This is a genomic window from Xanthobacter dioxanivorans, assembly GCF_016807805.1.
Classification (GTDB): domain Bacteria; phylum Pseudomonadota; class Alphaproteobacteria; order Rhizobiales; family Xanthobacteraceae; genus Xanthobacter; species Xanthobacter dioxanivorans.
The window spans coordinates 2,800,888-2,823,467 of the sequence record NZ_CP063362.1 but is presented as its reverse complement, the minus strand read 5'-3'; the positions used below and the strand labels follow the sequence as shown (position 1 = coordinate 2,823,467).

Annotated in this window: 18 protein-coding genes and 2 pseudogenes; 13 read left to right on the top strand and 7 right to left on the bottom strand. The window is 68.5% G+C overall.

Features of this window, described 5'->3' with window-relative positions; all coding sequences use genetic code 11:
- Window positions 1-42: 42 nt before the first annotated feature.
- Both katG and EZH22_RS13275 read left to right on the top strand, forming a co-directional pair.
- Entirely contained in the window at window positions 43-2,205 is a 2,163-nt protein-coding gene (gene katG / locus EZH22_RS13280) for a catalase/peroxidase HPI (protein WP_203196056.1), read from the top strand.
- A 319-nt stretch (window positions 2,206-2,524) separates the two neighbouring features.
- The gene (locus EZH22_RS13275) at window positions 2,525-4,534 is read left to right on the top strand and encodes a DEAD/DEAH box helicase (protein ID WP_231711464.1); all 2,010 of its coding nucleotides are present in this window, start codon (window positions 2,525-2,527) and stop codon (window positions 4,532-4,534) included.
- On the opposite strand, the gene EZH22_RS13270 is transcribed toward EZH22_RS13275, so the two are convergent.
- The 6 genes from EZH22_RS13270 to EZH22_RS13245 form a co-directional block, all read right to left on the bottom strand.
- Window positions 4,501-5,007 (bottom strand): peptide deformylase, encoded by a 507-nt coding sequence (locus EZH22_RS13270; protein ID WP_203196055.1) that lies wholly within the window; start codon window positions 5,005-5,007, stop codon window positions 4,501-4,503. The genes EZH22_RS13275 and EZH22_RS13270 overlap by 34 nt on opposite strands.
- Before the next feature lie 164 nt (window positions 5,008-5,171).
- Entirely contained in the window at window positions 5,172-6,575 is a 1,404-nt protein-coding gene (locus tag EZH22_RS13265; RefSeq protein ID WP_203196054.1) for an amidase family protein, read from the bottom strand.
- Window positions 6,568-7,440 (bottom strand): ABC transporter ATP-binding protein, encoded by an 873-nt coding sequence (locus EZH22_RS13260; protein ID WP_408647705.1) that lies wholly within the window; start codon window positions 7,438-7,440, stop codon window positions 6,568-6,570. Before EZH22_RS13260 ends, EZH22_RS13265 begins: the two co-directional genes overlap by 8 nt.
- The gene (locus EZH22_RS13255; protein ID WP_231711463.1) at window positions 7,428-8,267 is read right to left on the bottom strand and encodes an ABC transporter permease; all 840 of its coding nucleotides are present in this window, start codon (window positions 8,265-8,267) and stop codon (window positions 7,428-7,430) included. Before EZH22_RS13255 ends, EZH22_RS13260 begins: the two co-directional genes overlap by 13 nt.
- Before the next feature lie 11 nt (window positions 8,268-8,278).
- Window positions 8,279-9,262, bottom strand: coding sequence for an ABC transporter substrate-binding protein (locus tag EZH22_RS13250; protein ID WP_203196053.1), 984 nt, complete (start codon window positions 9,260-9,262; stop codon window positions 8,279-8,281).
- A gap of 182 nt (window positions 9,263-9,444) precedes the next feature.
- Window positions 9,445-9,777 carry a sensor histidine kinase gene (locus EZH22_RS13245; RefSeq protein WP_231711529.1) on the bottom strand — a complete coding sequence of 111 codons (333 nt, stop codon included), beginning with the start codon at window positions 9,775-9,777 and terminating at the stop codon, window positions 9,445-9,447.
- Here EZH22_RS13245 and EZH22_RS31800 point away from each other — a divergent pair.
- From EZH22_RS31800 to EZH22_RS13230, 4 genes and pseudogenes are all read left to right on the top strand, one after another.
- Window positions 9,755-10,681 (top strand): annotated as a pseudogene (locus EZH22_RS31800) (efflux RND transporter periplasmic adaptor subunit); the annotation flags it as partial. The gene EZH22_RS13245 and the pseudogene EZH22_RS31800 sit on opposite strands and share 23 nt — an antisense overlap.
- Window positions 10,665-11,341, top strand: a pseudogene (locus EZH22_RS31795) (FtsX-like permease family protein); the annotation flags it as partial. The pseudogenes EZH22_RS31800 and EZH22_RS31795, both read left to right, overlap by 17 nt.
- Before the next feature lie 107 nt (window positions 11,342-11,448).
- A complete protein-coding gene (locus tag EZH22_RS31790) occupies window positions 11,449-11,775 on the top strand; it encodes a TonB-dependent receptor domain-containing protein (RefSeq protein WP_231711462.1) in 327 nt (108 codons plus the stop codon).
- Window positions 11,776-11,919: 144 nt separating this feature from the next.
- Window positions 11,920-12,240 carry a 2OG-Fe(II) oxygenase family protein gene (locus EZH22_RS13230; protein WP_231711461.1) on the top strand — a complete coding sequence of 107 codons (321 nt, stop codon included), beginning with the start codon at window positions 11,920-11,922 and terminating at the stop codon, window positions 12,238-12,240.
- On the opposite strand, the gene gcvA is transcribed toward EZH22_RS13230, so the two are convergent.
- Window positions 12,203-13,093 (bottom strand): transcriptional regulator GcvA, encoded by an 891-nt coding sequence (gene gcvA, locus EZH22_RS13225; protein WP_203196052.1) that lies wholly within the window; start codon window positions 13,091-13,093, stop codon window positions 12,203-12,205. The two genes, EZH22_RS13230 and gcvA, sit on opposite strands and share 38 nt — an antisense overlap.
- A 220-nt stretch (window positions 13,094-13,313) precedes the next feature.
- On the opposite strand from gcvA, the gene EZH22_RS13220 reads away from it, so the two are divergent.
- From EZH22_RS13220 to EZH22_RS13190, 7 genes are all read left to right on the top strand, one after another.
- Window positions 13,314-14,972: an FAD-binding protein gene (locus tag EZH22_RS13220; protein ID WP_210352040.1), complete on the top strand. Its 1,659-nt coding sequence runs from the start codon at window positions 13,314-13,316 to the stop codon at window positions 14,970-14,972.
- A gap of 75 nt (window positions 14,973-15,047) precedes the next feature.
- A complete protein-coding gene (locus tag EZH22_RS13215) occupies window positions 15,048-16,166 on the top strand; it encodes a CaiB/BaiF CoA transferase family protein (RefSeq protein WP_231711460.1) in 1,119 nt (372 codons plus the stop codon).
- A 118-nt stretch (window positions 16,167-16,284) separates the two neighbouring features.
- On the top strand, window positions 16,285-16,713 hold the full coding sequence (locus EZH22_RS13210) for a MaoC family dehydratase (protein ID WP_231711459.1): 429 nt from the start codon (window positions 16,285-16,287) through the stop codon (window positions 16,711-16,713).
- Window positions 16,714-16,774: 61 nt separating this feature from the next.
- Entirely contained in the window at window positions 16,775-17,920 is a 1,146-nt protein-coding gene (locus EZH22_RS13205; protein WP_203196049.1) for an acyl-CoA dehydrogenase family protein, read from the top strand.
- 62 nt (window positions 17,921-17,982) lie between these two features.
- Entirely contained in the window at window positions 17,983-19,710 is a 1,728-nt protein-coding gene (locus EZH22_RS13200) for a thiamine pyrophosphate-binding protein (RefSeq protein ID WP_203196048.1), read from the top strand.
- Between the two features lie 44 nt (window positions 19,711-19,754).
- The gene (locus EZH22_RS13195; RefSeq protein WP_203196047.1) at window positions 19,755-20,837 is read left to right on the top strand and encodes an ABC transporter substrate-binding protein; all 1,083 of its coding nucleotides are present in this window, start codon (window positions 19,755-19,757) and stop codon (window positions 20,835-20,837) included.
- On the top strand, window positions 20,813-22,546 hold the full coding sequence (locus tag EZH22_RS13190) for an ABC transporter permease (protein WP_203196046.1): 1,734 nt from the start codon (window positions 20,813-20,815) through the stop codon (window positions 22,544-22,546). Before EZH22_RS13195 ends, EZH22_RS13190 begins: the two co-directional genes overlap by 25 nt.
- Window positions 22,547-22,580 lie beyond the last annotated feature (34 nt).

Below are 22,580 nucleotides of genomic sequence, written 5' to 3'. Positions count from 1 at the left end.
ACGCGAAATCAGGGTCAGGAGAGCAGTATGGGCGGGAGTGAAATGAGATCTGCCGGCAAATGTCCGGTGGTGCACGGCGCCATAACCGAGGTCGGCGAATCCAACATGAACTGGTGGCCGAAGGCGCTGAACCTCGACATCCTCCACCAGCACGATACGAAGACCAACCCGCTGGGGCCGGCCTTCAACTATCGCGAAGCGGTGAAGACACTCGACTTCGAGGCGCTCAAGAAGGACATGCACGCCCTCATGACCGACAGTCAGGAGTGGTGGCCGGCGGATTGGGGCCACTATGGCGGCCTGATGATCCGCATGTCCTGGCACGCGGCCGGCTCGTATCGCACGGCCGACGGCCGCGGCGGCGCCGGCACCGGAAACCAGCGCTTCGCCCCCCTGAATTCCTGGCCCGACAATGTGAGCCTCGACAAGGCCCGCCGTCTTCTGTGGCCGATAAAGAAGAAGTACGGCAACAAGGTCAGCTGGGCCGACCTCATCGCCCTCGCGGGGACCATTGCCTATGAATCCATGGGCCTGAAGACCTTTGGCTTCGGTTTCGGCCGGGTGGACATCTGGCACCCCGAGAAGGACACCTACTGGGGCTCGGAAAAGCAGTGGCTCGCCCCCAGCGACGGGCGCTATGAGAACGTCGATGTCCCCTCGACCATGGAAAACCCGCTGGCTGCGGTGCAGATGGGCCTGATCTACGTCAATCCCGAAGGCGTGAACGGCCATCCGGACCCGCTGAAGACCGGGGCGCAGATCCGCGAGACCTTCGCCCGCATGGCGATGAACGACGAGGAAACCGTCGCCCTGACCGCCGGTGGCCACACGGTGGGCAAGACCCACGGCAACGGCGATGCCTCGAAGCTCGGCCCCGAGCCCGAAGCCGCCGACGTGGACCAGCAGGGCTTCGGCTGGGCGAACCCGACCGGCACCGGCAAGGGCCGCGACACGGTGACGAGCGGCATCGAGGGCGCCTGGACCACCCATCCCACCAAGTGGGACAATGGCTATTTCGAGATGCTCTTCAACCACGAGTGGGAGCTGAAGAAGAGCCCGGCGGGCGCGCACCAGTGGGAGCCCATGGGCATCAAGGAAGAGGACAAGCCGGTGGACGTAGAGGACCCCTCCATCCGCCGCATGCCGATCATGACCGACGCCGACATGGCCATGAAGGTGGATCCGGTCTACCGCGAGATCTCCCTCAAGTTCATGAAGGACCCGGCCGCGTTCTCGGAGGCCTTCAGCCGCGCCTGGTTCAAGCTGACCCACCGCGACATGGGGCCGAAGGTCCGCTACATCGGCCCGGACGTGCCCGGGGAAGATCTGATCTGGCAGGACCCGGTGCCGGCCGGCCGCACCGACTATGACGTCGTCGCCGTCAAGGCGAAGATCGTCAACAGCGGCCTTTCGGCCAGCGATCTGATCGCCACCGCCTGGGACAGCGCCCGCACCTTCCGCGGCTCCGACATGCGCGGCGGCGCCAACGGCGCGCGCATCCGCCTCGCCCCGCAGAAGGACTGGGAAGGCAACGAGCCGGCGCGCCTCGCCAAGGTGCTCGGCGTCTTGGAGCCGATTGCGGCCGAGACCGGCGCGAGCGTCGCCGACGTCATCGTGCTCGCCGGCACCGTGGGCGTGGAGCAGGCGGCGAAGGCGGCGGGCTTCGACGTCACGGTGCCCTTCGCTCCCGGCCGCGGCGACGCGACGGACGCGACGACCGACGCCGAGTCCTTCGCAGTGCTCGAACCGATCCATGACGGCTATCGCAACTGGCTGAAGAAGGACTACGTCGTCAGCCCGGAAGAGCTCATGCTCGACCGCACCCAGCTGATGGGCCTGACCGCCAACGAGATGACCGTCCTGGTGGGTGGCCTGCGCGTGCTGGGGGCCAATTACGGCGGCACCAAGCATGGTGTGTTCACCGACCGCGAAGGCGCGTTGACGAACGATTTCTTCGTCAACCTGACCGACATGGACAATACGTGGAAGCCGGCTGCCGGCGGCGTCTACGAGGTCCGGGACCGCAAGACCGGCCAACTCAAGTGGACCGCGACGCGCATGGACCTCGTCTTCGGCTCCAATGCGGTTCTTCGCGCCTATGCCGAAGTCTATGCCCAGGACGACAACAAGGAGAAGTTCGTCAAGGACTTCGTCGCCGCCTGGACCAAGGTGATGAACGCGGATCGCTTCGATCTGGCGCAATGAAAAACCCGCCTCCCTGCGGCTCGCGCAGCGGGGAGGCCGCACGCTCCTTGTCGAGGTCCGGACTTCTTATTGAAGTCCGGACTTTTCTATTGAGGAGATCTCCCCTTGGCTGACGGGCGGTCCCGCCGCATCACGCCAACGGCCGATCTTCGAGGGCACGCCGGGAGGCAGGTCCACCCGGGCGGCAGAAGCAGCATTGGATCACGCCTCGCCCGCCGTGGTATCAGGGCTTCCGGTCCGTTAAAGATGACCCTCCCCAACCCCTTCCGATGGCTCCCGTTCGACGCCTGACGACAGTGCAAGATAGGCGGAACCAGCCGTGCCCTTCATGACGACAAATCCAGCGCTCGCCCGCGCTCTGGCCGAGCGGGACTACAACGACCCGACGCCCGTGCAGCTCGCCGTCCTGGCCCCTGAAGCGTCGGGACGGGATCTCCTGGTTTCCGCCCAGACCGGATCGGGCAAGACCGTGGCCTATGGCCTGGCCATGGCCGAGACGCTGCTGGGCACGGACGAGCAGTTCGGACCCGCGAGCGTCCCGCAGGCGCTGGTCGTGGCCCCCACACGCGAACTGGCCCTGCAGGTTCAGCGCGAGTTCGCGTGGCTCTATGCGGCCACGGGCGCACGCATCGTCTCCTGCGTCGGCGGCATGGATCCGCGCCAGGAACAGCGCGCGCTCAGCCGGGGCGCCCACATCGTCGTCGGCACGCCGGGGCGCCTGCGCGACCATCTGGAGCGCGGCCGGCTCGACATTTCCGCGCTGCAGGTCGTCGTGCTCGACGAAGCCGACGAGATGCTCGATCTCGGCTTCCGCGAGGACCTCCAGTTCATTCTCGACGCGACCCCGCCGGAGCGGCGGAGTCTGTTGTTCTCCGCCACGCTGCCGCGCGGCATCACCGCTTTGGCCAAGCGCTACCAGCGCGAGGCGCTGCGCATCGAGGTGGCCAGCCCCGAAGGCGGCCACGCCGATATCGAGTATCGCGCCATCCGCGTCGTGCCGAAAGAGATCGAACACGCCGTCGTCAACCTCTTGCGGTATTACGATGCGCCGAGCGCCATCGTGTTCTGCAACACCCGCGAAACGGTGCGGCACCTGCACGCGACGCTTCAGGAGCGGCAGTTTTCCGCGGTGGCGCTGTCCGGCGAACTCAGCCAGAACGAGCGGAACTCGGCGCTCCAGGCGCTGCGCGACGGTCGGGCGCGGGTGTGCGTCGCCACCGATGTCGCGGCGCGCGGCATCGATCTGCCGAGCCTCGGCCTCGTCATCCACGCCGATCTGCCGAACGACGCCGAGAGCCTCCAGCATCGCAGCGGCCGCACCGGGCGGGCCGGGCGCAAGGGGGTGAGCGTGCTGCTGGTGCCGCCGTTCCGCCGGCGCCGCACGGAGGACCTGCTGCGGAGCCTGGGGGTGACGCCGGCCTGGTCGGGCCCGCCGACGGCCGATGATATCCGCAAGCTCGACCACGAGCGCATGCTGCGCGACCCTCTTCTGACCGACGAGCCGAGCGAGGAGGAGGCCGCCGTCGCCCGCACGCTGCTGGCGGAGCACCCGGCCGAGAATCTGGTGGCGGCGCTGGTGCGCCTTTATCGCGCCGGCCTGCCCTCGCCGGAGGAGGTTGCCGACCCCGGCGAACCGCGCGGCGTGCGCGACCGCACCACCCAGCGCGGGTTCGGCGGACCGCCGGGCGGCGGCGGCTGGTTCCGCCTCAATATCGGCCGCCGCAACAAGGCCGACCCGCGCTGGCTGCTGCCGCTGATCTGCCGGCGCGGGAACGTGACGCGCGAGGACATCGGCGCCATCCGCATCTTCGACGAGGAGAGCGTATTCGAGGTCAGCGCCGCCGCGCTCGACCGTTTCAGCGCGGCCGTGCACAAGCAGGACGGCGCCGAAGTGACCATCGAACCGCTCCCCGGCGGCCCTCCGGCGAGCCGCCCCGAGCGCCCGGGCCGTGCCGTGACGCCGCGCTGGAAGACGCCACAGGACAAGCCGGCCCGGGGCAAATCATTCCGCGACAAGCCCGCGCAGGGCAGGCCCCCCAGGACGCTCCGCGCGAGCCGAAGCCGCTTGGCCGCGGCCCGGGGGAGCGCCCGCCGGCACGCAGCCGCCCGAACACGTTCGAGGGCAAGCCGGGAAAGAGGCCGCGCCGTCCCTGAACGCGCGGGGCGCGGGCGGATCGGCGCAAGCTCGGCGACCATGCAAGCCCGGGACCTGCTTGGCCCGGGCTTGCATGCGGGCCGTCAGGATCGCGCACGCCGACGGGAACCCGCCCGATTGCACCCAAGGTGCGTCGGCGCTCAGGAGCGCGGCTCGCGCTGCGCCTTCTCGTAGCGCTTGATCACGCGCTCCCGCTTCAAACGCGAGAGCCGCTGGATCCAGAAGATGCCGTCCAGTTGGTCGATCTCGTGCTGGTGGCAGACGGCGCGCAGCCCCTCGGCCTCCTCGACGTGTTCGGCACCCGCCAGGTCCTGGTACTGGACGCGGACCCGCGCGTGACGCTCGACCTCCTCCGCGACGCCGGGCATGGACACGCTGCCTTCCTGGTGCCGGATCAGCTCCGGGGACGCCCAAGCGATTGTCGGATTGACGTAGGCACGCGCGCCCTCCTCGGCCGAGAGATCGAGCACGACCACGCGCCGTGCAATCCCGATGTGCGGCGCCGTGATCCCGATGCCCGGCGCGGCGCGCATGGTGTCGAGCAGATCTGCGACGAGCGCGCCGAGCGCATCATCGAAGAGGGACACCGGCGCGGCGACGCCGCGCAGCCGGGCGTCGGGGAATTTGATGATCTGCCGAACCGTCACGACCGGTTGCCTCGCGATGCCGCGTTCACGCGATCCATCTGGAACACGCGCCGATCAGCTTGCATCACACGCTGATCCCGGATCGCTCTCTAGCACGGGATGGCCACCAACCGGGATCGAGAAGCGTTTCGCGCGAACCGGAATCCGCTTCGCGCGAAAACGCTTCAGGCCCGTTCCGCGGCGAAGCTGCGGGCAAGACCGGCGACCACCCCGTCTTTGCCGGCAAGGCCGATGAAGCTCAGCGCCGAGGGCAGGCCCGCCCGCGCTGGCGCGCCGGGGACGGACACGGCGCACAGGTCCATCGGATTGACGAAGTAGGTGTAGGTCCCCATCACCGTGTTGCGTGCGAGCGGCTCCGCCAGCATTTCCTCGATGGTGAAGATGGTCGGGATGGTCGGCACCACGAGCGCGGCATAGCCGTCCAGCGCCAGTTCCGCAGCCCGCTTCAACTCCTTGATCCGATAGACGACTTCGAAGGCATCCTTAGCGGAATACGACAGGCCCGGCTCGATGGCGGCCAGCACGGCAGGGTGGATGCGGTCGCGATCCTGGATGATGACATCGCCATAATCCACGAGGCGCTCGGCCACCAGCGCCGACTGGAACACCAGCCGGCCCGCCTCCTCGAAGGGAGAGAAATCGATTTCCTCCAGCACGAAGCCCAGCGTCCTCAGACGTGCGAGATTGGCGGCGAAGGCGGTCTCGGCCGCATCGTCGCCGAAGAAACGCATCTGGCTCGCCCGGGGAACGGCAAGGCGCGCGCCGGCGGGATCCTGGATCGTGACCTCGATCGCATCGGCGTCCCGCCGGCTCCAGGCGTCGCCCGGATCGAAGCCGGCGATCGCCCGGAGTATTTCGTTCGCCTCGGTGACGCAGGCGGCGAAGACCGGTACGCAGTCGAGCAGGCGACTGTTGTAGATGACGCCGCGGTTGCTCACGAGCCCGACCGTGGGCTTCACCCCGACGATGCCGTTGCACGCCGCCGGCACGCGTCCCGAGCCGCCGGTGTCGCTGCCCAGCGCGAACGACACGATCCCGCGCGCCACCGCGACGGCGGAGCCGGAGCTCGATCCGCCGGGAATGAAGGCGGGATCGAGCGCGTTGCGGCAGAGCGGCTCCGGGGTGCGGGTGCCGTTCAGGCCGGTGGCAAACTGGTCCATGGTGTTCTTGCCGATGAGCACCGCCCCGGCCGCCTCGAGCCGCGTGACCACGAGGGCGCTCTCCCCAGGCATCACCGAGAAGGCCGGGCAGTTGCAGGTGGTCGCCATGCCCGCCACATGCACGTTGTCCTTCACCGAGAAGGTGAGGCCGAGCAGCGGCAGGTCCTCGCCCGCCCGCGCCCGTCCGGCCGCCGCGCGGGCGCTGGCGGCGACGCTCTCGCGCGGGATCAGGGCGGTGAAGATCCCCTCCGCGGCCGCAGCCGCGGCGCGGTCGGCCGCCTTGAGCGCGAGCCCGACCGGGTCCGCCCCCTCCGCGAGAGCGGCGCGCACGTCGGCGAAGCGCGGGCGGATGTCCTGAAAATCATCGCTCGCCAGCCGGAGCGATGCGGAAACGCGGGCCTCAGACATGGGGGGTCCCCTCGAACGCTTTGATGCTCTGCTGCCGGATGAGGTCCAGGCATTCCTTGCGCAGCTCCTGGAAGCGTGCGTTGAGGGTAGTGTCGAGGCTGCGGGGCCGCGGCAGGTCGACCGTGACGTCGCGGATGATCCGCCCCGGCCCGGCGGACATCACCAGCACGCGGTCGGCGAGCAGCACCGCCTCGTCGATGTCATGGGTTACGAACAGGATGGTCGCGCCGACCTGCGACCAGAGCTGCAGGAGGCTCTCCTGCATGATGGAGCGGGTCTGCGCATCGAGCGCGCCGAAGGGCTCGTCCATGAGGAGGATGTTCGGCTTGTTCGCCATCGCCCGGGCGATGGCCACACGCTGCTGCATGCCGCCGGACAGCGTGTGCGGGAGGGCGGAGGCGAAGCGGGTCAGGCCGATCATCTCGATGAGCGTGTCGGCGATGGCGCCAGCCTCTGCGCGCGACTTGCCGGCCATGCGCGGGCCGTGGGCCACGTTGGCCCGCACCGACTTCCAGGGAAACAGGCAGGGCTGCTGGAAGACGACGCCGCGATCCGGCCCCGGCCCCGTCACATCCCGCCCGGCGACGCGCACCTCGCCGGCGAAGGGGTGCTCGAACCCCGCCACGCTATTCAGGATCGTGGACTTCCCGCACCCGGATGGCCCGAGGAGGCAGATGAACTCGCCGCGGCGCACGTCGAACGACACGCGATCCACGGCGGGCACGAACTGCCCGCCGTCGCGCTCGAAGGCGATGGTGACGTCGCGGACCTCGATCTCGATCTCGGCGCGCCGGGCCAGTGGCGCGGGGCCCGGCTGCGCCGGGGCCATCTTGCGGGCGAACTGAAGCAGGCTCATCGCCACCATACCAGACGCTGTGCCAGGGCCGCGAAGCCGCGGTCGGCGACGAAGGAAATCAGGCCGAGCGCCAGCAGGCCGGCAAACACCTGGCCCGTCTGCATGTTCTGCTGGGCGAGCTGGATCCGGTAGAACACGCCGGCGAAGGCACCGGCGAGCTCGGCGGCGACGAGGGTGTAGAAGGAGATGCCCACCGCCGTCCTCAGGCCGACGACGATGAAAGGCAAAGCGCTCAGCAGCACGACCTCGCCGACGAGGCGCCGCCGCGGTGTCCCCAGCATCTGGGCGGCGCGGACCAGGCCCTGGTCCGCCTTCTGCACGCCGAGATGCGTCGACAGCCAGACGGTGAAGAAGACGCCCCAGACGATGAGGAAGATCTTGCCGCCCTCGCTCAGGCCGAACCACAGGATGACGATGGGCACGAAGGCGATGGGCGGGATCGGCCGCAGAATCTGGAAGATGGGGCCGAACAGGCCGGAAAAGAAGGCCGAGCGCCCGGTGAGAAGGCCGAGGCCGACGCCCAGGGCCGCGCCGACCACGTAGCCGATGGTGACGCGCCTCAGGCTCGCCGAAAGATCCGACACAAACTCACCGCTCGCGATCCATTCCACCGCTGCCCGCGCGACTTCCGTCGGCGGCGGGAACAGGATGGCGTTGACGATCTTCGCCTGCGCCACGAGTTGCCAGACGAGCAGGAACAGCGGGATCGAAAGCAGCCCGACGAGGATGTTGATCCTGCGGCTCAGCGCCGCGTTCCGTCGCCGCCGGGAGGCAGCGGTGGCGATGCGCCTTGCATCGAGCACAGGCACGGGGCCTGAGGTTGGGATGTCGGCCACGGCGCCCGTCCTCAATCGAGCTTGTAGTCGACGCGGGTCGGGTCGAGCTTGCGCAGCGGATCGGGGAAGATCAGCACGGCGAAGTCGGGCACGCCGGTGACGCCCGGAGGATGGTTCTTGGTGTCGAGGCGCCACTGGGCGTGCGTCTTGAGGGCCCGCACCTGCTTGGCGCCGATGGCGACGTGAAACACATAGTCGTTCCACAACGCCTTGAGGTCCTCCGGCTTCATGCCCGCCGCCTGGGCGATGACGCTCACCGCCTCATCCGGATTGGCCTTCATCCAGGCCTCGGATTCGAGCATGGCGGCGAGGAATTTCTCGATGATCTGCGGATGGGCCTTCAGGTAGTCCTGCATGACGACGATGTTGAAGGTCTCGGAGTAGACGCCTTTGGTGTCGAGCACCTGGACATCGGCGCCCAGCGCCTTGCGGGCGTTGGAAATGTGCGGCTCCCAGGTGTTGAAGCCGTCGATGCTGCCGGCGGCGAGGGCGGGCAGCATTTCCTGCGGCTTGAGGTTGACGAGCGTGACGTCCCTGGTGGTGAGGCCCGCCGTCTTGAGGAGCTCGGTGGTGTAGACTTCGCTTCCGGTGCCCGCCGTGAAGGCGATCTTCTTCCCCTTCAGGTCGGCCGCCGACTTGATGCCGGCGCCGGCGCGGGCCAGCGTCTTGACGTCCGAATATTCCATGCCCGCGACGAAGGCGATCGGCTGACCGGCCATGGCTGCCGCCGTGACCGGGGCCTCGGCGGTGGTCGCGATGTCGGCGCCTCCACCGATCACCGTGTCCAGCGCCTGCTTGCCGCTGGTGAAGTTGCTGACCGTCACGTCGAGCCCCGCCTTCTCGAAGAAGCCCTTCGCCTTGGCGATGATGGTGATGCCGGAAATCGGCGACAGGTTCTGCGCGAGCCGCGTCTTGAGAAGCTCCGCCGAAGCGGCGGCGGGGCACATCGCCAGAAGCGCCGCGATCAGGAGGGCAGAGCTTTTAAGACGGGGCATGGTCATTCCTGTCCGGTGAGAGGAGGCCGACGTCCGCCGTCCATCCGATGGGACGGCCCTGATGTCGTCAACGGGATGATTGGAGGGCAGCCGGCAGGGACAGGAAAGCAAGTAATTGCCCGTCCCATGCGGCGGCCGGACCGGGCGGCCCCACGCGGCCCCCTGCGCCATGCGGGAGCGGGCTATGTCGCTCCCTGTCCGCCCGGCATCGATCGTGCGGTGGGCAGAACGATCTCGGCCTTCAGGCCGCCCGCGGGATGGTTCGCCAGCGTCAGCTCGCCGCCGTGCGCCTTGACGATGCTGCGGGCGATGGCGAGGCCGAGCCCCATGCCACCGGTCTCGTTGCTGCGCGACGGCTCCAGGCGCACGAAGGGCTTGAAGGCTTCATCGAGCAGATCCTCCGGCAGTCCCGGCCCGGCATCCTCCACCCGGATCGTGACCGTGCCGGGCGACGATCGCAGGGCCGAGACGCGTGCGCTCCGGCCATAGCGGACGGTCGGGAAGGGCGACCTCATCGCGCAGATCGACGCGGTCACCCAGGAGAACGCGCCGCGCACGTCGGAAGCCTCCCTCGCCAACATGCGCGCCCAACGGGAGGAAAAGCAGGCGACCCTGGTGCTCAACGAGCAGACGCTCGCGCGCCAGCGGACCATGGTGTCGCAGAAGGCCGTCTCGCAGGCGGATTTCGAGGTCGCCGACGCGGCCGTGAAGGTGACCCGCGCCCAGCTCGCCGCCCTGGAGGCGCAGATCGTCGCGGCACAGATCGTGGTGGACACCGCCCGGGCCGTTCTCGGCTATACCCGCATCACCGCCCCCATCGACGGCACGGTGCTCGCCCTCGTGGCCCAGGAGGGCCAGACGGTGAACGCCTCCCAGTCGGCGCCCACCATCGTCATCCTCGGCCAGCTCGACGTGATGACGGTGCGCGCCGAGATCTCGGAGGCCGACATCGTGAAGGTCGCGCCGGGCATGCCCCTGTGGTTCACCGTGGTGGGCGCGCCGGAGGAGCGGCACAAGGCGAGGCTCGCATTCATCGAACCGGCGCCGGAATCCATCAAGAACGACAGCAGCTTCGCAACCTCGACGACCTCCTCCTCGTCGGCGTCGAGCTCCACGTCCTCCGCCGTCTATTATATCGGCGTGTTCGACGTGCCGAACCCGAAAGGGCGGCTCAGGACCGACATGACCGCGGAGGTGCACATCGTGCTCGGGCGCGCGGCCGGCGTGCTCACCGTTCCCGCCACGGCACTGGTGCGCGCAGGAAAGGGCTATCACGTCCGCGTCCTCAAGCCCGACGGGACCGTGGACCGACGCATCGAGGTCGGCCTCAACGACAAGATCACCGCCGAGATCCGCTCGGGCCTTGAGGACGGCGAGAAGGTGGTGACCGGCGAGGCCATGCCAGGTGATCCTGGTGGGCGACGTGTTAGCCCGCGAGGTCGGGGTCGTCGCGCCACAGCAGTCCGGTTTCGGCTCCAGCCAGAACCTGTCGATCTACCTGCCGTACACCACCGTGCAGACGCGCTTCGTAGGCAGCAGCTCGCTGCGCTCCATCACCGTGAAGGTGGCGGACGACGCGCCCATGGACGTGGCCGAGCAGCAGTGACGCGCTTCCTCACCCAGCGCCACGGCACGAAGGACTTTTTCATCATCAATACCGACGACATCCGCAACACCATCACCGCCACCACCGAGACCATGACGGTGCTGATCGCAGCCATCGCGGTCATTTCCCTCATCGTGGGCGGGATCGGGGTGATGAACATCATGCTGGTGTCGGTGTCCGAGCGGGTGGGGGAGATCGGCGTACGCATGGCGGTGGGGGCGCGGCGCAGCGATATCCTCAACCAGTTCCTGATCGAGGCGGCGCTCGTGTGCCTCGTCGGCGGGGTGGCGGGCATCGCCCTCGCCTTCGGGGTGGCCTTCGCCTATGCGGGGTCGAACTTCACGCTCGTCTATTCGGCGACCTCGATCGTCGCGGCGGTGCTCTGCTCGAGCCGGATCGGCGTCGGGTTCGGCTACCTGCCGGCGCGCAACGCCTCGCGGCTCGATCCGGTGACGGCCCTGGCGCGGGACTGAAGCGCCCGCCTGCCGCCGGCGCATGGGGCGGGGGAGGCGGCAACTGCTGCGCCCTCCGCCGCGAGTCTGTCCGTGCCGGCCTACGCGCGTCGCCGGCGGGCAACCAGGTGGCCTTCGTCTCGCCGAACACCTTCACGCTCTGGACCACCTACGACCTGATCAAGGGCGGCCTGATCAAGGCCTTGGCCGGCCAGCTCCTCCTCGGCGGCGGCATCACCTATGCCGACACCTATTTCACCGATAGCGCCAACACGGCGATCATCCCGAACACCTTTTCGCTGGATGCGCTGGTATCCTACAAGCACGACAACTACCGCGTCGCGCTCAACGGCTACAACCTGACCGACGCGCTCAACTACAGCTCCGGCTTCGGCAACCGCGCCATTCCGGCGCCGGGCCGCACCTTCACGCTGACCGTCTGCGCCACCTTCTGAAGCGTCTCGCGCCTTTGCCGGCTGTGCCGGCGGTTCCCATGGAACGGATGTCGCATGCTCGTTGAAATTCCGAACTTGCTGAGCGACGCGGAGGTCGCGCGTTGCCGCCGCGTACTGGAATCATCATCCTAGGTCGACGGGCGGGTGACCGCCGGCGAGCAGGCCGCGCAATCGAAGTTCAACCTCCAGATCCCGGTGGATTCGCCGGAAGCGCTGGAACTCGGCGACATCATCCTGCACGCGCTCGGCCGCAATCCCACCTTCAACTCGGCGGCCATGCCGCTCCACGTCCTTCCGCCCCTGTTCAACCGCTACGACGCGGGGATGAAGTTCGGCGCGCACGTGGACGGCGCCATCCGCGCCATTCCCCGCGCCGGCCGGCGGATGTGCGGAGATGTGACGGCGGCACCGGCCGATGATTCCGGCCTCAGCCGGATTGCAATTCACCAAGGATCCATCCCTTGAACAGGTCCGCGCTGTCCCGGCCGATGCCCCGATCGGGAAAGACAAGGTAATAGGCTTCGTGGGTCTCGATGCGCGTGGAAAACGGCATGATGAGCCGCCCGCTCTTCAGTTCGTCCTCGATCAGGATTTCCGGCAGAAGAGCGCTGCCGAGGCCGGCGATGACGGCCTGGATGACCATGTAGAAGTGCTCGAAGCGCGGCCCCGCCCAGGGGTTCGCATTGGAAATTCCGGCCTGCTCGAACCAGTCGCGCCAGATGTTCGGCCGCTTCGATTGCTGGAGCAGGATGCCGCTGGCGACATCGGATGGAGATGTGAGCTTCCGGCCCTTGGGGCGATAGCCAGGGGCCGCCACCAGAACCAGGTCCTCCTTTGAAATCCGCAGGGATTTTATCCCCTTCCAATTGCCATCCCCGTAGTAAACTCCGAGGTCGAACTGGTCGTTATACAGATCAGCCTCGCCGGAGCGCGTCACCAGGTTCAGAAGAACGTTCGGGTGAAGCTTGTGAAACCGGCCCAGGCGCGGGATCAGCCATTTGGTGCCGAACGCGGCGAGCGTCGCCACGTTGAGGACGCCGCCCGCCTGCTCTGTCAGCATCTTGAGGGTCGCCGCCTGCAGCCCCTCCAGCGGCTGGCGGATGTCCGCCAGGTAGGCGCTTCCCGCCGGGGTGAGGACGAGGCGCTGCTGGATGCGGCGGAAGAGCGGCACGCCGAGGAAGTCTTCGAGGGTGCGGATCTGCCGGCTCACCGCGCTTTGCGTGAGGTGCATCTCCTCCGCCGCCCGGGTGAAGCTCAGATGCCGCGCCGCAGCTTCGAACGTGCGCAGCGCAGCAATGGAAGGCAGGTGCCAGCTCATGCGAACCTCATGAAATTAAGTCATGATCTCACGACATTCTATCGTTTGTCACGCGCGCCCCGGCGCCCTATGGATCGCTTCGGGACTACCGTGAAAGCCATGGCGACCGCTGGATAATCAAAGAAGCGCTCGGCTCTCGCGGATGGAAGCGACACAAGGCGGCAGCGGGACATCATGATGCCAGATCATGAGCCGTCCGGTGCCGACGAGGGCGTTGAACGTGGCTGAAGTCGAGATCCTTGAAACCGACGTTCTCGTCGTCGGCGGTGGCATTGCCGGTCACCGCGCCGCGATCGCCGCGCATGACGCTGGCGCATCCGTGCTCATGGTCTATCTGGCCCGCGGCGCCTCCCCTTACGTGATCGGCTGCAACGCCCCCATCGGCCACGCCGACAGCCGCGACAATCCCGCCGCCTATTTCGAAGACATGGTTCGAGGCGGGTACGGGCTCAATGACCGCCGCCTGGTGGAGGCGCTGTGCCGCAACATGGGCGAGGCGTATTGGGAGCTGGCGCAGCTTGGGGTTCCGTTTGCCGCCGAGGGCGCCCGCGTGCGGCAGCGCCGCCTCTCGGGCAATTCGTTTCCGCGGTCGGTCTTCGTGCCGGAAGGCGTCGGCCTCGCGATCCTCAATTCCCTCGCCGGGCGGGTGCGCGCCCTGGGCATCCGGCTCCTGGCCGGGTGGAAGGCCGTGACGCTGCTGGAGGACGACGGCGAAGTGGTCGGCGCCCTGGCCTGGCGCCGTCACGGGGATCGGCTGGCCTGCATCCGCGCGCGCTCGGTGGTGCTCGCCAGCGGCGGCATCGGCCGGCTGTACGACGACAGCACCTATCCCGCCGACGTCCTTTCCAATTCATACGGGCTCGGGCTGCGCGCCGGGGCGCGGCTGGTGGACATGGAGTTCGTGCAGTTCGAGCCGGTGGTCACCGTGTGGCCGCCGGAATGCCGGGGCATGGAAATGCCGACCGCCATGCTGGCGGAGGGGGCGCAGCTCATCAACGGCCGGGGAGACCGCTTCATGATGCGGCACAATCCGGGGCCCGCCGAGGTGGGCATCGAGAAGGCGCGGCTGGCCTTGTTCATCCAGAGCGAGATCGACGCCGGGGCCGGCCTGCCCGACGGCTCGGTGGTGTTCGACACCACCCATGTGCCGCACGAGCTGCTGGAAGGCTATGTCTCCCACTGCCGGCGCCTGCGTTCCGCCGGCCTCGAGCCGCGCGACCGGGGTCCGCACGTGCGGCCGGCCGCGCACAGCCAGATGGGCGGCCTGTTCATCGATGCGGACGGATGGACGGGCGTCCCCGGCCTCTATGCCGGGGGCGAGGCGGCCGGCGGCGTCCACGGCGCGAGCCGCATCGCCGGCAACGGGTGCAGCGACACGGTGGTGTTCGGCGCCCTCGCGGGGAAGGGGGCGGCCGCCGGCATGCTGGGGATCGGGGGACGCGACTGGCCGCGCATCCTTGCGGATGCGTTGCGCCCCTTCGAAGCCCGCATGGGCGGCAGCAGGGGGCGACCGTCGTCGGAATTGAAAGACGACCTCCGCCGCATCATGGTGCGTCACGTGGGCCTCTGGCGCGACCGCGCCGGGCTTGAGGCGGGCATCGCGCAGATCCGGGCCATCATGGACGGGCTCGACCGATCCGGCGGCGCCGGGAGCTGGGGCGAGGCGCTGGCATCGTTCGAGGCCCGGGAGGTGGCGTCCGTCGCGCTGGTGATCGCCACCGCCGCGCTGCTGCGAACGGAAAGCAGGGGCGCCCACCAGCGGCGGGACCATCCCGCCCAGGACGACACGAACTGGCTCCGCCACATCGGCTTTGCGCGTGACGGAGCCGGGGATATCACGGCCGGGGATATCACGGCCGAGGACATTCCCATTCACTGACGCGCCGCCCTAACGCCACCACACTTTTCGCCGGGAACCGAAATGCTTGAGAAGCCGCTGAGCGGAATTAGGGTCTTGGATTTCACGCGGATGTTCGCGGGGCCGTTCTGCACCATGCTGCTGGGCGATCTCGGGGCGGATGTCGTCAAGATCGAGGCACCGGAAGGCGATCCGATCCGTGCTCAGGGCCCGCCCTTTTTCGAAGGGGAGAGCATGAGCTACCTGGCGGTGAACCGGAACAAGCGCTCCATCGTCCTCGACATGAAGCGCGAGGACGACAAGGCCACCGCCCGGGCCCTCGCCCTGAAGGCCGATGTCATCGTCGAGAATTTCCGTCCCGACGTGATGGGCCGGCTGGGGGTGGGCTATGAGAGCGTCTGCGCCGAAAATCCCGGCGTGATCTATGCGGCCATGTCGGGCATGGGGGCCACCGGTCCGCTGCGGGACAAGGGCGCCTTCGACCTCACCATCCAGGCGGAAGGCGGCTACATGAGCCTCACCGGCGAGGCCGAAGGCACGCCGATCAAGCTCGGCACCTCCGCTTTCGACCTGATCTGCGGGCAATATGCCATGGGCGCCATCACCACCGCGCTCTATGCCCGCGAGCGGACCGGGCGCGGCCAGAAGATCGAGACCAGCCTGCTCGAAGGCATGGTGAGCTTTCTGGTCGATGCCGGCGTCGAATATCTCACCATGGGCACGCTCCGGCCCAAATGGGGCTCGGAGCACCCGAACAATGTGCCCTACAAGGCGTTCGCGGCGGCGGATGGCTGGATCGTCGTCGGCGCCGGCGCGCAGCACCTCTACGAAGGCTTCGTCCGGGTGCTGAAGCGCGAGGACCTGGCCGTGGACCCCCGCTTCCGCACCCTGCGCGATCGTGTCACCAACCGCGCCGCGCTCTACCGCATCCTCGACGAGGTCGTGGCGCAGTGGAAGGTGGAGGAGCTGGTAGCCGCCCTGGACGCGGCCGGCGTCCCGTGCGCTCCGGTGAACGACGTCGCCGCGGTGTTCCGCCATCCCCAGGTGATCGAGCGCGGCATGCTGCAGACGGTGCCCCGGGCGGACGGCTCGCAAGTGCCGACCATCGGCCCCGCGGCGAAATTCTCCTCCGTGGACATCACCCGGGACTGGAAGGCGCCGCCGCGCCTCGGCGAGCATGGCGCGGAGGTGCTGCGGGATTGGCTCGCGCGCTGAAGCGTCGTCGCGCGGAGGCAGGACCGGTGTGCGTGAAGAAAACACGTTAAGTCAAAGGCCTGGAGCATTCGCGCGATTCGATGAGACGCGAAAATCTCCAGCCGCCGAGGAGGCAGCGATGATGGGCATGCAATACCAGCCGGCCGACGGAAATCTCGAGGTTGGCGCGTCCGCGACCTTCACCAAGACGGTTTCGGAGTCCGACGTCTACGCCTATGCCGGCATCACCGGGGACTTTTCGCCGAACCACATCGACGAAGTCTATATGAGCGGCGGCAAATTCGGCCGCCGCATCGCCCATGGCACGCTGACCGTCGGCTTCATGTCGGCGGCCTCCGCGCGGCTCTATCTCGGCCGCACGGTATCGTTGGGCTACGACCGCATCCGCTTCGTCGGGCCGGTCTTCTTCGGCGACACCGTCACGACCACCTACACCATCTCCAGGACCGATCCGGACCGGCGCCGGGTCTATGCCGACGTGACCTGCGTCAACCAGCATGGGGCCCTGGTCGCGGCGGCGGTCAACGTACGCGCCTTTGTCGATTGAACACAGCGGTGGACGCATCGGCGGCGGCCCTTGCGGCGCCCAACACGAAATGGACCTGACGATGAATTTCGACCCCACGGAGGAACAGGCGCTGGCGGTGGAGAGCTTCCGCCGTTTCGTCGAGCGCGACATCCAGCCGCTGACCCAGCCCCTGTGCGATGCGCCCTATCCCAAGGAGATCGCGCACGCTTTGCTGAAGAAGGTCATGGAGTTCGGCGTGGGCAACGGCTGGGTGCCGGCGGAGGAGGGCGGCTGCGGCCTCGATTTCCTGTCGAGCGGCCTGCTGTTCGAAACCCTCGCCAGGGTCGCGCCGGACCTCGCCGGCATCGCCTGGGTGACCGAGGGCGCCGCCCTGAAGATCCAGGAGACGGCCTCGCCGGAGCTCAAGGCCCGCTACCTTCCCGGGCTTGTCGCCGGGGACCTCATCGGCTGCTCCGCCATCAGCGAGCCGGGGGTCGGCTCCAACGTGCGCGAGCTGCGCACCAAGGCGGTGCGGGAGGGACGCCACTTTCGCCTCAACGGCGAGAAGATGTGGACCTCCAACGCCACCATCGCCGACATCGTCACCGTGCTCGCGCGCACCGGCGAGGACGACTTCACCATGTTCCTGCTCGATCGCAGGGAACACGACTTCAAGACCTACGAGATCTCCAAGCTCGGCCTCAACGGGTGGCCGCTCTGCCAGGTGGTGCTCGAGGACGTGATGGTGAGCGAGGAGAATGTCCTCGGCACGGTCGGCCGGGGCCTGAAGGAGGTGATGAAGGGGTTCGAGCGGTCGCGCTGCTTCGTCTCCGTGCTGGCCCTCGGGATCGGGCAGGCGGCGTTCGACGCCGCCCGGACCTATGCGCTGGAGCGGCACCAGTTCGGCAAGCCCATCGCCGGGCATCAGCTCGTCCAGAGCCTGCTGGCGCAGATGGCGACCGACCTCGACGCCTCCCGGCTCCTCGTCCATCGCGCCCTCTGGCTGATGGCCGCGGGGCGCCGGTGCGAAATGGAGGCGGCGATGGCGAAGTCGTTCACCACCGAGGCCGTGCAGCGGGTCGCCTCCAACGCACTGCAGATCCATGGCGCCTTCGGCGTGACCAGGGAATTCCCGGTGGAACGCCATTTCCGCAATGCGCGGATGCTGACGATCCCGGACGGGACGACGCAGATCAACCACCTTATCATCGGCAAGAACATCACGAACATCAGCGCATTCGCCTGACGCGGGGCCGACAGGCGGCCGCCGCCAGAGGCGGCGGGGGCTGATGCAGGAGGAGATGAGGGATGAACGAAGTCAAAGCCGGCGCGACGTTCCACGCGGCATCCGCGGGAGAGGCGAAGACCGGCGCGCAGATCCTGGTGGAGAGCCTTCTCACCCACGGCACGACGCGCGCCTTCTGCGTGCCCGGCGAGAGCTATCTCGCCGTGCTCGACGCCCTGGGCGACGTGCGTGACGAGCTGGAGCTCGTGGTCTGCCGCCACGAGGCGGGGGCCGCGAACATGGCCGAAGCCCATGGCAAGCTCACGGGCGAGCCGGGCATCTGCTTCGTCACCCGCGGGCCGGGCGCCACCCACGCCAGCACCGGCGTGCATACGGCGTTCCAGGATTCGACGCCGATGATCCTCTTCGTCGGCCAGGTGGCGCGCGGCCATTCCGGCCGCGAAGCCTTCCAGGAGATCGACTACCGCGCCATGTTCGGCACCCTCGCCAAGTGGGTGGTGCAGATCGAGGACCCCGCGCGGGTTCCCGAACTCGTCGCCCGCGCCTTCCAGACGGCGACCTCGGGACGTCCCGGCCCGGTGGTCGTCGCCCTGCCGGAGGACATGCTCACCCAGGCGGCGGTGGCGCCGGCCATCGCCCGCTACAGCCGGGTGGAGGCCGCCCCGCCGGCGGCGGCGATGAACGGGCTCGCCCGCCTCCTGGCCGCCGCCGAACGCCCGCTGCTCATGCTCGGCGGCGGCGGATGGACCGAGGATGCGAGCGAGGACGTCCGCGCCTTCGCCGAGGCGTTCGGGCTTCCGGTCACGGTGTCCTTCCGCAGCCAGCGCTTGTTCGACAACCGCCACCCGCTCTATGCGGGAGACGTGGGTGTCGGGATCAATCCCGCCCTCGCCGCGCGGGTGAAGGCGGCGGACCTGCTGCTGGTGGCCGGTGCGCGCCTGGGCGAGGCCACGACCGGCGGCTACACGCTGGTGCAGCCCCCGCGCCCGACCCAGCGGCTGGTGCACGTGCATCCGGGCGCCGAGGAGCTCGGCAGCGTCTATCAGGCCGACCTCATGATCAATTCCGGCATGATCTCCATCGCCGGAGCGCTCCGGCAGCTGGTGCCGCCGGCAGCCTGCGGCTGGACCGCCTGGGCCGAGGCGGCCCGCGCCGACTATCTGGCCTGGCTCACGCCGCCGGTCCGCACGCCCGAACTGCCCGGCGTGGACATGGGGCAGGTGATGGCGCACATCCGCGCGCGGCTGCCCGAGGGAGCGACCCTCTGCAACGGGGCGGGCAACTACGCCACCTGGGTGCAGCGCTTCTATCCCTTTCCCGACTTCCTCTCCCAGCTCGCGCCGACGAGCGGCGCCATGGGCTACGGCCTGCCCGCCGCGATCGCCGCGGCGCTTCAGTACCCGGGCCGCAGGGTGATCGCGTTCGGCGGCGACGGCTGCTTCCTGATGAGCGCGCACGAGCTCGCCACCGCCGCGCGGTACGGCCTGCCCATCATCTCCATCGTGGTCAACAACGGCGCCTACGGTACCATCCGCATGCACCAGGAGATGCGCTATCCCGGCCGCGTGCACGGCACCGACCTCGCCAACCCCGACTTCGTCGCCCTGGGCCGCGCCTATGGCGCGACGGCGGAGCGGGTGGAGCGCACCGAAGACTTCGCCGCCGCCTTCGAGCGGGCGCTCGCCTGCGAGGGGCCTTCGCTGATCGAGGTGGTCACCGACATCGCCGCGATCACCCCGCAGAAGTCCCTCGACGCCCTGCGCGGAACCAAGACGGAGCCACGTCCCTGAGCGGCGAAGGCGACGATCAAGCATAAGAACACAAGGAGGAAACCATGCCCAAGACCCAACCCCATGCGTCGCCGGGAGCTTCCGGCGGGCCGTCCCGACGCGCCGTCCTGACCGGCCTCGGCGCCATGGCCGCGGCGGGGCTGCCGCTGGCCACCTGGCCGGCCGCGGCGGACGTGGCGGCGGATCTGGCGGCGGCCCGCAAGGAGGGCACGCTGGTGGTCTGGCACAGCGACCAGGAAGCGGACGTGGTGAACTTCCTGAAGGTGTTCACCGAGCGCACCGGCATCCCCGCGGTCCAGCAGAGGATCCTGCCCGGCGTCGCCATGCCCAAGCTCCAGGCGGAAATGCGCGCCGGATCGACCGACGTCGACATCTACATGAACGCCGACCCCGGCCTCATGGACCTGCTGCGCGAGAAGAACCAGCTTCTGCGCTACGAGACGCCGGAGCTGGCGGCCTACGCGCCCGAGTTCCTCAGCCAGCCGCCGGGCTACTGGACGACCTACTGCGTCAACCTGGGCGCGCTCATGTACGACACCCGCACCGTGTCGCCGGCGGACGCGCCGAAGACCTGGATGGATCTGCTGGACCCGCGCTGGAAAGACCAGATCGGCTTCCAGAATGCCGCCGCCGGCACCCAGTACGGCTGGTGGTACGTGCTGCGCTCGGTGCTGCCGCCCAGCTTCTGGACCGGCCTCGCCGCGCAGAAGCCGCGGGCCTACGCCTCGTCCACGCAGATCCTCTCCTCCCTGCAGAACGGAAGCCTGAAGATCGGCGGCAAGGTCAGCGCCTATCAATATGTGAAGGCCGCGCGCGAGAAGCAGAGCATCGCCGTCGTCTATCCGTCCGAAGGAACGCCGGCGACCAACCACGTGGCCGGGATCATCGCCGCCACCAAGCGGCCCAATGCGGCAAAGGTGTTCATCGACTTTCTCCTGTCCAAGGACGGCCAGTACGTCTTCAACGACATCCAGGGCTCGCCGTCGGCGCGCAAGGACGTGGTCATCCCCGGGGTCGCCTCCATTTCGGACATCAAGGTTCTCGTTCCGACGAACTTTGAAGACTTCAAGTCGAACGCTCGCCACGCGGAGTTTGTCGCACTATGGAACAAGATCACGGGCTTCTGACCCTCGGCGGGGCGGGGCGGACCCATCGCGCCGCGTCGCTGCGGCCGCCGATGGGGGCGGAGATCGTCATCCTGCTCGGCGCGCTCAGCCCCATCCTGGGGTTTCCCATCTTCCTGATCGTCGCCACGGCGTTCAACGTGGGCGATCCGCAGGCGCTGCCCGCCACCGACTACGGCATCGGCAACCTCATCGCCCTGGCGGACCATCTCGACTGGATCGCCAACACCCTCCTTCTCGCCGTGGGCGGGACGGCGATCGCCATCGCCATCGCCATCGCGGCGAGCTGGATCCTCTACCGCACCACCATGCCGGGGCGGCGCGTGTTCGAGATGCTCATCGCCCTGCCCTACCCGCTCGGGCCGCTGCTGGGCGCCCTCGCCTGGAGCGAGCTCGCCTCGCCCCGCAGCGGCCTGATCAACCAGGCTTATTGGTCGCTGGTCGGGGCCGGGGCACCGCTGGTTGACGCCTCCAGCCTCGGCGGCATCATGTTCGTCATGGCCATCTTCGAGGCTCCGGTGGCGGTCTTCATCATCGGCGCGGCGATGCAGCGGATGGATCCCTCCCTCGAGGAATGCTCGTCCACCCTCGGCGCCAGCTCCCTGGGCACCGCGCTGCGCGTGACGCTGCCGCTGATGCTGCCGGCGATCCTCAGCGCCGCCCTGTTCCTGCTGACATCCATGATGGGCGCCTTCGCCATCCCGGCCATCCTCGGCGCGGAATCGCGGCTCTACGTGGTGACGACGGCGATCTACATCCTGTTCCAGGGATTCCCGCCCAACTACCCGCTGGCGAGCGCGCTGGGGCTCGTGCTCATCGTGGCCACCGCCTCGGCGGTGTGGCTGCACGGCCGGCTGCTGCGCAACCGCTCCTTCGTCGTGGTGTCGGGCAAGAGCTATCGGCCCCGGCTCATCAACATGCGCGGCTGGACGCCGGTGCTGTTCGCCTTCCTCGTGCTCTACGTGGCGGTGGCGCTGGTGCTGCCCCTGTGCGTGCTTTTGTTCGCCGCCCTGCAACGGAGTAACGACTTCTCCCTCGCCGCCGACGCGTTCACCCTGGCCAACTTCAGGTACGTGCTGTGGGACTATCCGACGGCGCGCCTCGCCATCGGCAACAGCCTGCTGCTCGGCCTCGGCACGGGGCTGATCGGCACCCTGCTGACGGCGCTGCTGGCCTGGGTCATCCACCGCTCCCGCGGGCGTGGGCGGATGCTGCTGGAGCAGGTGATCATGCTGCCCCAGTCGGTACCGCACCTCATCTTCGCCTTCGGCTTCATGTGGGCGGTGCTGGTCCTGCCGTTCAAGATCTACGGCACCTTGTGGGCGGTACTGCTGGCCTATGTGGTGATCTTCCTGCCGCTGGGCTACCGCAGCATGAGCGGGGTGGTGGTGCAGATCGACAAGGCGCTGGAGGAGGCCGGGCGGGTGTTCGGAGCGGGGCGGCTGCGCATCCTCGCCGGCGTCACCCTGCCTCTGCTGTCCACCGGCCTCACCGCCACCTTCGCTTTGCTGTTCATGGTGTCGGTGCGCGAGGTGAGCGCCTCCATCTTCCTGTCCAGCGCAGCGAACCCGGTGCTCGGGCCCGCCATCCTCAGCTTCTGGGATTCCGGCGGCCTGCCGCAGGTGAGCGCCCTCGTCATCGTCCAGACGGTGATCCTGCTCACCACCCTGCTGGTCGTGCGCAAGGCCACCGGGGGCGGTGTCGGCGTGTGAATGAAAAAAGGGCCGAAGCGCCCGCGGCAAGACA

Coding starts and splice junctions, on each gene's coding strand:
- EZH22_RS13195 (WP_203196047.1), top strand. CDS start 19,755: ATGCCCAAGACCCAACCCCATGCGTCGCCGGGAGCTTCCGGCGGGCCG.
- EZH22_RS13190 (WP_203196046.1), top strand. CDS start 20,813: ATGGAACAAGATCACGGGCTTCTGACCCTCGGCGGGGCGGGGCGGACC.
- EZH22_RS13265 (WP_203196054.1), bottom strand. CDS start 6,575: ATGTCTGAGGCCCGCGTTTCCGCATCGCTCCGGCTGGCGAGCGATGAT.
- EZH22_RS13260 (WP_408647705.1), bottom strand. CDS start 7,440: ATGGTGGCGATGAGCCTGCTTCAGTTCGCCCGCAAGATGGCCCCGGCG.
- katG (WP_203196056.1), top strand. CDS start 43: ATGAGATCTGCCGGCAAATGTCCGGTGGTGCACGGCGCCATAACCGAG.
- EZH22_RS13210 (WP_231711459.1), top strand. CDS start 16,285: ATGATGGGCATGCAATACCAGCCGGCCGACGGAAATCTCGAGGTTGGC.
- EZH22_RS13200 (WP_203196048.1), top strand. CDS start 17,983: ATGAACGAAGTCAAAGCCGGCGCGACGTTCCACGCGGCATCCGCGGGA.
- EZH22_RS13205 (WP_203196049.1), top strand. CDS start 16,775: ATGAATTTCGACCCCACGGAGGAACAGGCGCTGGCGGTGGAGAGCTTC.
- EZH22_RS13250 (WP_203196053.1), bottom strand. CDS start 9,262: ATGCCCCGTCTTAAAAGCTCTGCCCTCCTGATCGCGGCGCTTCTGGCG.
- gcvA (WP_203196052.1), bottom strand. CDS start 13,093: ATGAGCTGGCACCTGCCTTCCATTGCTGCGCTGCGCACGTTCGAAGCT.
- EZH22_RS13245 (WP_231711529.1), bottom strand. CDS start 9,777: ATGAGGTCGCCCTTCCCGACCGTCCGCTATGGCCGGAGCGCACGCGTC.